15 protein-coding genes are annotated in these 13,229 nt (G+C 46.7%); 11 read left to right on the forward strand and 4 right to left on the reverse strand.

Features of this window, described 5'->3' with window-relative positions:
* Positions 1–352 (reverse strand): hypothetical protein (locus tag SOI44_RS06690; protein ID WP_331348439.1); only part of this gene is annotated, 352 nt, incomplete at its 3' end.
* A gap of 49 nt (positions 353–401) precedes the next feature.
* Positions 402–731, reverse strand: a complete 330-nt coding sequence (locus SOI44_RS06695) for a hypothetical protein (protein ID WP_331348440.1) — start codon at positions 729–731, stop codon at positions 402–404.
* Positions 732–737: 6 nt separating this feature from the next.
* Between SOI44_RS06695 and SOI44_RS10410 the strand changes: the two genes are divergently transcribed.
* From SOI44_RS10410 to SOI44_RS06715, 5 genes are all read left to right on the forward strand, one after another.
* A complete protein-coding gene (locus tag SOI44_RS10410) occupies positions 738–893 on the forward strand; it encodes a branched-chain amino acid transporter permease (protein ID WP_442914583.1) in 156 nt (51 codons plus the stop codon).
* Between the two features lie 674 nt (positions 894–1,567).
* Positions 1,568–1,957, forward strand: a complete 390-nt coding sequence (locus SOI44_RS06700; protein WP_331348441.1) for a PH domain-containing protein — start codon at positions 1,568–1,570, stop codon at positions 1,955–1,957.
* A gap of 20 nt (positions 1,958–1,977) precedes the next feature.
* Positions 1,978–2,475 carry a hypothetical protein gene (locus tag SOI44_RS06705; protein WP_331348442.1) on the forward strand — a complete coding sequence of 166 codons (498 nt, stop codon included), beginning with the start codon at positions 1,978–1,980 and terminating at the stop codon, positions 2,473–2,475.
* Positions 2,476–2,711: 236 nt separating this feature from the next.
* Positions 2,712–3,851 (forward strand): InlB B-repeat-containing protein, encoded by a 1,140-nt coding sequence (locus SOI44_RS06710; protein WP_331348443.1) that lies wholly within the window; start codon positions 2,712–2,714, stop codon positions 3,849–3,851.
* Between the two features lie 150 nt (positions 3,852–4,001).
* Positions 4,002–4,442, forward strand: a complete 441-nt coding sequence (locus SOI44_RS06715) for a hypothetical protein (RefSeq protein WP_331348444.1) — start codon at positions 4,002–4,004, stop codon at positions 4,440–4,442.
* A gap of 74 nt (positions 4,443–4,516) precedes the next feature.
* Here SOI44_RS06715 and SOI44_RS06720 read toward each other — a convergent pair whose 3' ends face one another.
* Positions 4,517–5,467: a carbohydrate kinase family protein gene (locus SOI44_RS06720; RefSeq protein WP_331348445.1), complete on the reverse strand. Its 951-nt coding sequence runs from the start codon at positions 5,465–5,467 to the stop codon at positions 4,517–4,519.
* A 134-nt stretch (positions 5,468–5,601) separates the two neighbouring features.
* On the opposite strand from SOI44_RS06720, the gene SOI44_RS06725 reads away from it, so the two are divergent.
* From SOI44_RS06725 to SOI44_RS06750, 6 genes are read left to right on the forward strand one after another with little or no spacing between them, the layout of a single operon-like run.
* Positions 5,602–7,557 (forward strand): alpha-glucosidase, encoded by a 1,956-nt coding sequence (locus SOI44_RS06725; protein ID WP_331348446.1) that lies wholly within the window; start codon positions 5,602–5,604, stop codon positions 7,555–7,557.
* Entirely contained in the window at positions 7,554–9,023 is a 1,470-nt protein-coding gene (locus SOI44_RS06730) for an MFS transporter (protein WP_331348447.1), read from the forward strand. The genes SOI44_RS06725 and SOI44_RS06730 overlap by 4 nt, the downstream gene beginning before the upstream one ends.
* A gap of 15 nt (positions 9,024–9,038) precedes the next feature.
* Positions 9,039–9,902, forward strand: coding sequence for an NAD(P)-dependent oxidoreductase (locus tag SOI44_RS06735; RefSeq protein WP_331348448.1), 864 nt, complete (start codon positions 9,039–9,041; stop codon positions 9,900–9,902).
* A gap of 2 nt (positions 9,903–9,904) precedes the next feature.
* A complete protein-coding gene (locus SOI44_RS06740) occupies positions 9,905–10,600 on the forward strand; it encodes a DUF4867 family protein (RefSeq protein ID WP_331348449.1) in 696 nt (231 codons plus the stop codon).
* A gap of 6 nt (positions 10,601–10,606) precedes the next feature.
* The gene (locus SOI44_RS06745) at positions 10,607–11,950 is read left to right on the forward strand and encodes a hypothetical protein (protein WP_331348450.1); all 1,344 of its coding nucleotides are present in this window, start codon (positions 10,607–10,609) and stop codon (positions 11,948–11,950) included.
* Positions 11,951–11,985: 35 nt separating this feature from the next.
* Positions 11,986–13,023, forward strand: coding sequence for an ROK family transcriptional regulator (locus tag SOI44_RS06750; RefSeq protein WP_331348451.1), 1,038 nt, complete (start codon positions 11,986–11,988; stop codon positions 13,021–13,023).
* A gap of 15 nt (positions 13,024–13,038) precedes the next feature.
* Here SOI44_RS06750 and SOI44_RS06755 read toward each other — a convergent pair whose 3' ends face one another.
* Positions 13,039–13,197, reverse strand: a complete 159-nt coding sequence (locus SOI44_RS06755) for a hypothetical protein (protein ID WP_331348452.1) — start codon at positions 13,195–13,197, stop codon at positions 13,039–13,041.
* Positions 13,198–13,229 lie beyond the last annotated feature (32 nt).

The following is a 13,229-nucleotide window of genomic DNA, read 5'->3' on the forward strand; positions in this document are numbered from 1 at the left end:
CACTTGTCAGATAATCTGCTCTGCCCCAGGACACATCATACTTTGATGCCCCGGATACAGGATTCCAGGCGATGGTGATCTGATTGTCTGTGCTAGTAACATCCGCAATCACCGGTGTCTGTAATGTGTGCGTGCTGCCATCTTCGATCTCCTGGCTGGACCAGCTTTTAACAAGTGATGTGGAAACAGTGGCAGGTGAAGCAGAAGGAAGCACATATGGTGCTGCAGAAACGACAGGACTGGATGAAGCAGTGGGTTCTGAAGAAGGAGAAGGTGAAACAGCGGATGAAGACGAGCAGCCGCAAAGAACTGTCACACTGGCTGCGATCATGATTTTCAATGTTGTATGCATAAGTACTCCTGTCTTCAGTCTAGACCAGATTGCGTTCTTCTTCAAATCATCATTGCATATCTGCCAGTACTGCTTTCAGTCTGGTCAGACCATTGTGCAGTTGATCTGTGTTTGCGGCAGTGGACAAGGCAATGCGCAGATAGCACTGTTCATCTCTTGGCCCAGCCAGAAAGCGGTCTGAGTGATAGACGCGCAGTCCATTCTGCAGCAGCTTCTTTTCAATGACATCACCCGGTTCTTTGGAAGAAATCGGGAGCCAGCGGTAAAAACTTAAAGGATGGTATGAAAAAGAGGAAGGGAAGATGCTGTTAAAGATGGCATTTGCCTGGGCTGCCAGTTTCACTTTCTCTGCCACAATTTTTCCCGCCGTGCCATTCATGACTGCCTGCGCAATGTTTCATTTATCTCAGGGTCATATGGCATTCCGGAACTGATTGCCATTGGTGTCACCATAGCACTGCATCTTTGGAAACGGCAGATGTTATTGTCCATTGCCGGTGGGACGGTGTGTTATATGCTATTGGTACAGTTGCTTTTCTGAAAAACATGCATGAATGATGAAATCAACGCATGAAATAATCATTTTCATCTTGAAATCATTTCCGGCTTCATTATTATGTAGATGTAAGCGTAATATCCAAAGCAGCACCCCCAGCTGTTTTGAGATATCCCCCATAGAGAATGGCCTTGGTGAGAATGCTGAGGCCATTTTACTTTGGCCTTTGCCATAAATTGATCTGATTCTGTGTTACAATAGTCATGGAAAAGGGCCACCGGTGACGGCTGGCCCTCCGTGTAGCGATGACCGCTTTACTTCGAACGCAGGCGGTCATTTTTTGTTGTTTCGTCCAGCTTTATAAGCTATCGTCGCAACAGCCACAAGCAAAGATAATATTCCCAAAATGATACTGAGAATTTCATAATCACTCATAAGCACTCCTCCAATGCCGGGAATCTTTAACGAGATGACATCATTTCTCGTTACTCGTGTGTGTGCATCCTGGAGGTGTCAACCGCCACCGCACTGGTGATCCAAAAGAACCATAACAAAAGATGAAGAGTTTCTCTATTGTCAGGGGCCGCCATTGTCCGCCAGATATGCCTTAACAGCTATATTTGTCAATTGCCAATTACGCCGATGCAAGGCTATCAGCGGTGCTTTTGTACGCTTCCTTCCATCTTTACAATAACTGTTGTAACGAGAGGACATGTTTAATGGCAAATGTATCGACAGGCATCCTGGGAGATGCCAACCGTTTTAATCTGAAAGAAATTTCTCTTGGCCAGGTGCGCCAGGAAGTATCCATGTTTCTGGTGAATGGTGAACAGGTTATTCAGGCATTCCAGACCGTCAGAGATCAGGTGCTGTTTACCAACAAGAGAATTATTGTTGTCAATGTACAGGGAATCACTGGCAAGAAGACTTCTTATTTTTCCTATCCCTATTCCAAGGTGCAGTTCTTTGGTGTGGAAACAGCAGGTGTTCTGGATATCGACATAGAGCTGACGCTTGCATATGCAAATGGTGCACAGCTGCAGTTTGACTTCAAGTCACGTGTAGATATCAAACAGATCTGTTCCACTATTTCCAGCTTTGTCATTTAAAGGAAAGGAGACTGAAACGTATGGCAGTTGTATTTGATTTTCCCATTTCTCCATTGTTTTTCTGGATCAAGGGACATATCGAGGTAGATAACCAGGTCACGAAAATAGAAACACGGAATACGGTTCTTGGCTTTCTTCCAGCCGGTACCAACAGACAGACCATTCCCATGAGCAATGTCTCCTCGGTCTCGGTCAGAACAGGCATCCGTTTGAAGAGTATCATTTTTGGCATCATTCTTGCCGGCATTGGCTCTGATCTGCTTGCCGACAGTTCTTCGCTTCTTGGCATCATTTTACTTCTGATCGGCATCAGTGACATCATTGCAGGTGTTCCAACCTATCTGGATATCGAGACGGGTGCCAGTACAAAAACAATCTTCGCACCATTCTTTGCCAAAAGAAGAGTGAAGACGGCAGCAGATGCCATGAACTATGCTTTAGCTAATAACGAAAGCAGAAGAAATATATCTCTTTCTGCTGGCAGAGCAGTGGATGTCATTGACATCCCGCAGCAATGATCATACATGCACTCAGCAGTCTTGCTGGTGAAGCAACATGAATGATCGGACAGAACAGGAATTTCCTGCTCTGCCTTTTTCCGTATCTTAAGAAAATTGGATGTTCACAGAGTTTGTCAAGCACTGATTCTGGCAGCAATCTGGCAAAAACGGCACTGAAACACATTACGTATCATTCGTACAATGACATCACTTAGAAAGAGATGGCAGCAGACTGCCATCAGAGGATGAAAGATATGCGAATTGTAAGATACGCTGCCTGTGCGTTAGGTGCAGCATCCCTGTGTTTCCTTGTACCAGCCGCACAGGTGCACGCAGAGCAGAGTGAAGTGAGTGATCCTCAGACAATTGAATATGACCTGGAGGATTGGCTGTCGGTAGATACTTCAGGAGACAGTAATACAGAGCTTAAAACCTACTATATCAACCAGAACGACACGAGCAGATTCAAGTCAGGTCCCTATGTTCTTCATTATGAAAGCAATGGTTTTACAGAAGACTACTCGCTGTATTTTGGATTTGTTTATGCGGAGGATGCTCTGATTAATCAGGCGGATCCGGATGGAACAGACGCGGCCATGTCGAAATATAAACATTCGATAACCATGGACCATATTACTCGTACATACAACTCTTCAATAACAATGACAAGGTCAGATTATCGCGACATCATGACGGCTGAGGATCTGTCCGATACCTCACTTTCCATTACAGGTGACAGTGCCGGGGAAACAATCATCGATAGTGACATCGAAAATGATGCATCAACTGTGTTCTATGGATATCAGTACTTTGATGATATAGACAAATATCGCCTCGGCCGTACATATGCCTTCAACGGTGACTTCATGGTCAATCCGATTGTGACCTTCAGATATAACGGCGTTGGTGATACCGATGCCTATAAGAAGTACAATGTGACGTACAACACGACTGTTGCGGCTCCAGAGACAAATCCAACTGCAGATGGTTACGTATTTACAGGCTGGTATACAGATCCAGAGTGCACAACACTGTATGATTTCTCAGATGATACAAAGACAATCACAGCTGATATGACTCTGTATGCAGGCTGGGAAAAAGCACCGGCTGCTGATGATCAAAGCAAAGATTCTTCAACAGGCTCTGACAGTCAGAAGACTGAAACCACAGGATCAAACACTGCTGTCTCTGAAACAACAGGAAATACTGCAGATACAGCAAAAACAGCAGATTCCACAAGTGAAGCAAAGACAACTGTTACAAATACCAATGCAGACAGTAGCAGAACGAGTGCAAAGACGGGTGTTGGCACCAATGCGCTTGGCTTCTCTGAATTGTTAATAGGTTCTGTGACAGCCGCCTGTGCTGCCATGTATCTGCTGAAGAAACATTGATTTGATCAAAACAGGGCAGATTGTCTGATCTGTCCTGTTCAACTGTTTTGTCAATGACTGATTATGCACAAAAGACAGTCAGATTCGTACTGTTGGAATTGCACCGGCCTTCCTAAAATGAAAAAGCTGATTTATCAAGAAAGGAGTAATATGCGTATTCTAAGATATACATCCTGCATGATATGTGCTTTTGCCATAGCATTTCTGGTCCCATCTGCACAAGTGGCTGCCGAACAGAGTGAAGCAGGCAGCCCCCAGATAATTACCTGTGGCGATCATGATGGGTTTCTGTATGATCGGGATTTTGATGAAATCAATACGTATCATCTCAATGTTGGAGAAAAAATTTTCTTCGATGCATATGAGGATGCAGGAGAGGCTATGGAAGGCTATGCCTTCACCAACTGGAAGACAGATCCGGTGAGCAGTGTTTCCTATGATGCCAGTACAAACAGTGATGACAAAGTCAGTCCTCAGACAGGCGTGAATACAATGCTTACGGGACTGTATGTGGTATGTGGCGGGGCACTGGCTGTATTTGGCGCGGCCTTTGCCTCTGCGATGTATATCCGCAGGAAGTTTCCTCACTGAGTAACAATATAATAAGACAGTTTGTGTATTACGTATCAGATACAGGAGATGGCAGATGCTGTCTCCTGTTTCTTTTACTTTGTGATGATTTCACCTTTTTGCGTGATCAATGACGTGACATCATTCCAATTGCCAGCAGAGACATTGGCGCCATAGGATCTCATGACCAAAGCTGCCTGGGCTGAACCGATCAGAGCACAGCTTCTCAGATTATATCCTTTCAGATACCCGGCCAGAAAACCTGCAAAGAAGGAATCACCGGCACCGGTGGTGTCCACCGGAATACCTTCATACAGGCTTGGCAGTGTGTATTCTTCTTTGAAGTCGGTGACATATACTCCCTTTGCACCAAGCTTGATGCCAAAGTATTTCAGATGAAACTGACTGAAGAAATGTGTGATTTCTTTTAGGTTGTCACTGCCAGCATACATTCTGGCTTCCTGGAAAGACGGAATGAAGATATCACAATGCGGGATGACATCTTTGATCTTTGCAAACCACTGTCCGGATTTATCACCGGAGGCATCCATGCTGGTGGTGATGCCATGTTCATGTGCCTGCTGAAACAGTTTTGCCAATGGTGCCCCGTCCAGCTTTGGCAGCATGTTCACACTGGCAATGTGCAGATGTCTGGTGTGAAACAGAACAGTATCATCCATCATTTCCCGGCAGAACTGTGTATTGCCATTGCCAGGTACTCTGACTAGATGGCGCTCGCCGGTTTCATCGATCAGGATGACAGGGGCAGCGGTGTTGATCTGGCTGCCTTTGTAGAGATACGAGTCTGCCCCGGCTGCTTTCAGATCCGCTTCAATGCGCTGTGCAAAACTGTCATTGCCCACACATCCCATGACAGCTGTTTTACAGCCAAGTCTTGCCAGACTGATACCGGCATTGACGGCATCACCGCCGCTGGCACTGACATAACCCTTTGCGGTTACTCCGTCTATATCCATCAGTTCTTCTGGAATACCGGAAAACAGCGTATCCCAGGTCGCAATGCCTGCACATACAATATCGTACATAGTGCACCTCACTTTTCCTTTGCATAAATTTAATGAAAGCGGTTGCATTAACCATATTAGCACACTATACTGAAAATAAATTAAAAGAGTTAAATAATATCTGTGAGGATCCTATGAACAGAATGCAGGCATTAATGCAAATAAAACTGTCGATTGGCAATGGTGAGAATCATTTCACGATGAAACGGGGCAGTTTCCGCTATCACACAAGGATGAACTGGCTCCATGATCTTAAGAACACTGGTGTTGAACAGAATGATCACGGCTTTGTCATGACCTATCAGGATGATGCGGATGACCGCCTTCTGTCTCTGCAGGTGACAGAGAACGGTGGAAGATATGAATGTGTACTTCAGGGAGATACCTCTGGCATCAACCGCTATGTGATTCATCTGCCATGTGAGGAAGATGAGGCGTTCTATGGCTGTGGAGAAACGTATGCCAAGCTGAATCTGAAAGGGGAAAAGGTACGTATCTTTGTGGCCGAACACCAGAACAGCAATCGGATCATGAAGAAGCTGATCCGTCAGAAACTGCTTGGTGTGCATCCGGAACATACCCTTCCCTTTGATCAGTATGAAAGCTATTATGCTCAGCCTACCTTTGTGTCAAGCAGGAAATATTATGTGCATGTGGACACAAGCCAGTATGCCGTGTTTGATTTCAGTAAAAGTGATGAGATCATTCTGCATCTGCAGGATGTACCTCATTTCTACACAGGATCTGCCGAGAGCTTTGCCTCACTTTCAGAAAAGCAGAGCGCACTGCTAGGCCGTCAGCACACACTTCCTGACTGGATCTATGATGGCATCATTCTGGCCATGCAGGGTGGCACGGAGATTCTGGAACACAAGCTGGCAAAAGCGGAAAAAGCCGGGATCAAAGTCAATGGCATCTGGAGTCAGGACTGGTGCGGCTGCCGGAAAACAAAGTTTGGCTATCAGGTGATGTGGAACTGGCAGTGGGACAAGGAACTCTATCCGCATCTGGATGAAAAGATTGCACAGTGGAAACAGAAAGGCATTCACTTTCTTGGCTATATCAATCCCTTCCTGGCCATTGAAAAAGATCTGTACAAGTATGCCAGTGAAAGAGGCTGGTGTGTCAAAGATAAAGAAGGCAGAGACTATCTCGTAACAATTACGACCTTCCCGGCGGCGATGATCGACTTTACCAATCCCGATGCCTGGAACTGGTACAAGTCCCTCATTCAGAAAAACATGATTGATCTTGGCTTGTCAGGCTGGATGGCAGACTTTGGTGAATATCTGCCAATGGATGCCGTGCTGCATGAAGGCAGGCCGGAAGAGCTGCATAACCGCTGGCCGGCATTATGGGCAAAGCTGAATCAGGAAGCCATTGATGAAGCTGGAAAGCATGATGAAGTCTTCTTCTTTACGCGGGCAGGATCCACCGGAACCATCTCTGCCAGTGACATGATGTGGACTGGTGATCAGCATGTCGACTGGTCTGTGGATGACGGTCTGCCAAGTGTGATTCCAGCCACATTATCGCTTGCCATGTCAGGCTTTGGCATCACCCATTCAGATGCCGGCGGCTATACAACCATCATGAACATGAGACGCGATAAAGAGCTATTGGAAAGATGGCTGGAGATGAATGCTTTTTCACCACTGTTACGAACGCATGAAGGCAATCAGCCCATCAATGATGTGCAGTTTGATACCGATGAAGAACTGTTGAAAGCCACTGCCAGAGCATCCTGTATGCATGCGGCATTGAAGCCATATCTCAAGCAGGCGGTGAACGTTTGTGCAGAACAGGGCATCCCGGTGATGAAGCCATTGTTCTATTACTATGATGAACCTTATGCTTATGAAGAAAAGAGTGAATATCTGCTGGGAGATGATCTGCTTGTGGCACCAGTCATAAAGAAGGGCGCCGTGTCAAGAAGTGTCTATCTGCCCAAGAATGCCTGGATTGAAGCATCCACAGGCAGAGAATACAGCGGCGGCATCTATGAGATCGCTGCGCCCATTGGCACCATCCCTGTATTTGTCAGAAAACAGGCTGAGGATTGTGACAGCCTGGTAAGTATCATTCAAAAATGTGAGAGTAAGACAAAATGAAGGAGAAGAAAAAGAACGTATCTGAAGACAGTTTCAGATCCAAGGCGGCCTATGGCTTTGCGGACATTTATGGCGGTGGTGCCTTTGTTGTCATTTCGACATTCTTTACCGTCTTTCTGACCAAGGCACTTGGCATGCCCACGGCACTGGCCGGCACGATTCCTTTGATTGGCAAGGTGTGGGATGCCGTCACGGATCCGATCATGGGCAACATTGCCGATCGCACTAAGTCAAGATTCGGGCCAAAACGATTCTATATTCTGATTGGCAGCTTCATCAGTGCCATTACCTTTGCCTTGATGTGGGTGCCATTCCATGCCAGCAATACGGCCATGTATCTCTTCTATGTCCTGATGTATATGCTGTTTTCCACCGGCTTTACGATTGTGATGGTGCCTTACAACGGCTTACTGCCGGATATGATCGATGACTATCACAGACGTGCTGCCTACTCCAGTGTACGCATGGCTTTCTCTGCATTTGGCTCCATCCTGGCCGGCCTGATTCCAACTTTGATGATCAAAGATAATACCAATGCCAGCCAGTATTTCAAAGTCGGACTGGTCTTCGCCATTCTGTTTCTGATTGTCATCCTGCTGACCTTTGCCGGCACCTGGGAAAAGCAGAAACAGCCAGTCAAAGTATCCATGAAAGATTCCTTCCGCCAGGCCTTCTCTGTCTATCGTTCCAGAAGTTTCCGTCTGTTGATCGGCATCTTCCTGTGCGGACAGGGTGCGGCTGACTTTTTCACCGGACTGGCTGTGTATTATGTGGATGATGTACTCAATGCCTATGGCGGCGGCAGGTTCACTATCCTGATGGGAGTATTGCTGGTATCACAGTTTCTTGGCATGATTCTGTTTTCCACCATGTCCACAAAGAAAAACAAGGAATGGCCATTGCTTGTCAGCTATCCGATCCGCATCATTGCCACTCTGGCTCTGCTTTTCTTCAGCCATGAAGGCTCGTCATTCCTGATGATTCTTATCCTGAGTTTCTTCATTGGCATTTCGATGGCCGGTACCACAACGACAATCTATGCGATTCTCTCTGATCTGGCGGATGTGGATGAGCTGATCACCGGTGTATCAAGGCCGGCTACGGTATCCGCCATGGCAACATTTGCCAGAAAGGTCGCAACCGGCCTTGCCAGTGCTATCATTGGCATTCTATTGGCAATGGTTGGCTATGATGAGGTACTGGCATCCAGCGGGGCAAGACAGTCTGCCTTTACCCAGCATGGCATTGCCGCGATCTTTATCATCGTGCCATGCATTCTCATGACGGCAGCGTATATCTTTACGCGCAGGTTCCCGATGAAAGAAGCGGAATTCCAGATTGTCAGAAAGGAACTGGATCGGCGCAAAGGACTTGATACAAGCATCATCAGTGAACATGAAAAACAGGTGTGCCAGGAAGTTACCGGCATTCCATATGAAAATCTCTATCACAGGGACAATGTTTAAAGAAAGGAATACATTATGAAAATCGGCTTTACAGGACTTGGCATCATGGGAGAATCCATGGCAGCCAACATCATTCACAAACATGATGATGAAGTATATGTTTTTGATCTGAATCCGGATAAGGTGAAAAAACTTGCCGCAGAAGGCGGCATTCCCTGTACTTCCAACAAGGAAATGGCTGAAAAGGTGGATGTGTTTATCTCCATGGTGCCAAAGTCAGAGCATTCCCGCTCTGTTTACAATGAAATCCTGCCGGTGCTGAATAATACCAAGACATGCATTGATATGTCGACGATTGATCCAAGTGTATCGGTAGAAATCTCTGAGATGGTAAAAAAGACCGGAGCTGAGTTTCTGGATGCCCCGGTTGTCAAATCCAAGCCAGCTGCCATTGCCGGCAAGCTTGGCATCTATGTCGGCGGCAGTGACCAAGGCTACAAGAAGATTCTGCCTATTCTTTCCTACATGGGTGAAAATATCATTCATATGGGTGGAAATGGCAAGGGACTGGTCATGAAGATCTGCCACAATGCCCTTGTCTCCCAGATTCAGAATGGCGTCAATGAAACGGCAGTACTGGCGGCAGCCAATGGCATTGATATTGAAACATATGCCAGAGCCATCAGCTATGGCGGCGGCCAGAACTTCTACCTGGATTCCAAGAAAGATGCCATTGCCAGCAGCGATTGGACAACCGCTTTCTCTATTGCCAATATGCACAAGGATGTACACATCTGCCAGAATCTTGCCAGCCAGTGCCATGTCTCCATGCCGGGAGAAGATAATGCCGTGCGGGTATATGATGAGGCCATGCAGGCAGGCTATGGCAGAGAAGACTTCTGTGCCACATACAAAGTTGTCAAACAGGAGAAACAATAATCATGCTTTCATGGTATGACGAGAAATGTGACCTGCCAGTGTATGACGGATTGAGCGAGGAAGCACGAAGCTATGTGCACATCCTGAAAGGCTATGATACAGAGACTGCTATGGCGTGGATGCAGCATCATACCCCAATCCCGGAAGATGGCAATCTTTATGTTCCTTCTGATCAGGAGCTGGAACAGCTTCCTTTGATCAGCCAGATTCAGGATACTGTCTTTGGCGGTATGGAGATAGAAGCAGGATACTGCAATGGCCGCAATACAACATTAAATGGCTATGAATATCACAAAGTCAGCGAAGTCAATCTGTATTGCGATGATGTGGTTCTTTACCTTGGCCATGTGTATGACATCAAAGAGAACAGGATTGATGCATCAAAGGGGAAAGCTTTCTTCTTTCCGGCGGGTACATTGGTGGAACTGTATGGCACCACCCTGCACCTTTCCCCAATCCGGACTAAAGAAGCAGGATTCCGGGCAGCGGTGATCCTGCCAGAAGGTGTGAATACTGATCTTACGGACGAAGAAAAGAAAGCATTGAACAAAGAGGATCCGGAAAGCATCCTGCTGTTAAAAAGAGGCAAGTGGGTGCTTGCCCATCCGGAACGGAAACCATTGATTGACCAGGGCGCCTGGCCGGGATTCATTGGCGAAAACAAAGAATTAAGCTGCAGAAAAATTGAGAAAGCGTAACGTGATATGAAAGAGTTTGAAGCGGCATATGTGCCGATTGGTGTTGGTACATTTCATATGCCAAGTGCTGATGCGGCGTTTGATGCATCAAAAAAGCTGTTGAAAAGCATCTGTGCCAATGTAGATGTACCAGATGAAAAGCTGTTAACGATTGATTCTTTACGCAGTTATCTTGATTCCATTCATCCGGATCTGATCATTCTGCAGAATCTGACCTTTGCCAATGCGGCTTATGCAAGTGAAGTGGTACACAGATTTCATGATGTGCCGATTCTGCTTTGGACATTGCGGGAGCCGGTGATTGATGGCACCCGTCTGCGTCTGAATTCTTTGACCGGGGCTTTTTCGGCTGGCAATGCGATCCGCCAGCTGTCCGGACAGAACTTTGCCTATGTTTATGGAAGTCCGCAGGAAGAGCAGGTCATCCGCAGCGTAAAGAATGTTATCGCAGCTGCCATAGTCAGGTATGAGATGCATCATTTGACGATTGCTTCCATTGGTCATACACCGGAAGGATTTGGCTTTGGCAGGGCACTGGATCTGGATCTTCTGGAGAAGTTCGGCGTGCACCAGATTGCTGTTGAGGCAAGAGAGCTGATTGACAGGGCAAAGCAGTACAGTGAAAAAGATGTGGAACGTTATCTGCAGGATGCCGAAGAAAGAACGACTGGTCTGGAGAAAACGCCTGAGAAAAACAGGATGGATTTTGCCAGACTGTACCGCGCCTATGATGAATTTGTCAAAGAGCACCATGTTGGTGCACTGGCATCCCGGTGTTGGCCTGATTTCTTTACGTCCTATGGCACACCTGTCTGTGCTGTGCTGGCAATGATGAATGATCTTGGTGTTGCCGCAGCATGCGAAGCAGATACCTATGGTGCTTTATCCATGTGGGCTGGCATGAAACTGAGTCAGAAGCCGGTTTTCTTTGGCGATCCGGTTTCTCTGGATGAAAAAGAAAATACGATTACGTTCTGGCACTGCGGCACAGCGGCCTGCAGTCTGGCAAGAGAGGATACCGGTGCTGCGATTGGAGAGCATTGCAACAGGCATATTGGTCCAACGATGGAATTTGGCATAAAGCCATCAGAATATGCCACAATCTTCCGGATTGGCAGAAATCCGGATGGAACCTTCCGCTTTTTCATTGCTGAAGGCAAAGCATTGGACAAGCCGAAGCAGTTCTATGGCACTTCCACGGTGATACAGACAAAGGACAGTGCACAGAAGATAATCGAATGCTCTGTCAAAGATGGCTGGGAACCACACTTTGTGGTAGTTTATGATGATGCGGCGGATCAGCTGGAAGCTCTGGCAGATATGCTGAAGATGCCTGTCACAAGGTACTAAAATAGAAGAAAAGAAGGATGGATGGAGGAAAGCACATGAGAAATGGCATGAATATGAGCGGCTTGAAACTGAACAACCGGGCAGCAGTGCTTTCCATTATCAATGCCCAGGGACCGATATCTCGGATTGATATTGCCCGTCAGACTGGTCTGACAGCTGCTTCTTTGACCCAGATTACGGCACCGCTGTTAAAAGAGGGACTGCTTGTGGAAACAGGCAAACAGGAACTTTCAGCAGCGGGCAGAAGGAAGGTATTGCTGCAGCTGAATGAGAATTACCAGTTACCCTTGTGTGTCAATATTGACCGTGAGCAGACAGTCATGACTATCTGCTCTTTAAAAGGAATGGTTATAGCGCAGAAACGAATGCACACATCATTAGAGGATCCGGAATCCTTTTTGAAGCAGACTGCGGCAGAAATCAGGAAACTGATTGCATCATTGCCGGAAAAGAAGCAAAGAGAAATCAAGGGAATCAGTGTTGGCATTGCCGGTGCTTTGGACAGAGAACAAGGCATCAGTAAGAAAGAGGGCGGCCTCTTTGGCAAAGATATACCGATTCAGTCCATCTTGCAGAATGAGACAGGCCTTCCTGTGATTCTGGAAAACAACGTAGATGCCTTTGCCCAGGCAGAACTGCTGTTTGGCAGCGGTCGTAAAGAAAACAATCTGCTTGTCATTAAGTGGGGACCAGGTGTTGGCAGTGCTGTTATCATCCATGGTGAATTGTATGAAGGAAAGGGCAGACAGGCAGAACTTGGCCATATTCTGTATCCTGATGGGACAGATCTGGAGGAACATATCAGTACAGCTGCATTGAAAAACAAGAGTCAGAAAGAGCTGGAAAATGCTGCAAAGGAACTGGCCGTTGCGATTGTGAATGCATGTATGGTGCTGTCACCGGATCATGTGATTCTCTATGGCAGCCTGGCCTGCAGAGATGACAATGCGCAAAGGGCCATGAATGCCGTCAAAGCGATGGATCCGGATCTTGCCATACAGGTAAGTTCTCTGACAGCACAGGAAGACTGGATTGGTGAATGTGCAGTCTATCTCAGACAGAAAATATTCTAAAAAAGCTTTCCGCACTCAGTGCTGGAAAGCGGGACGGACGCTGACATCTTCAGCGTTCTTTTTGTCATTCATTTTCAGCTGTTCACAAGACTGATCATGCATGATCTCATCTTGTGTAATACCAGTATTGCCAAATGCAAACACTGCCAGTGCATTCTCAATAACCCGTTTCATCTGTATACCTCCCCAAAATCCACGGACTATCA

It is taken from the genome of Lactimicrobium sp. (assembly GCF_036453465.1).
Taxonomy (GTDB): Bacteria; Bacillota_I; Bacilli_A; order Erysipelotrichales; family Erysipelotrichaceae; genus Bulleidia.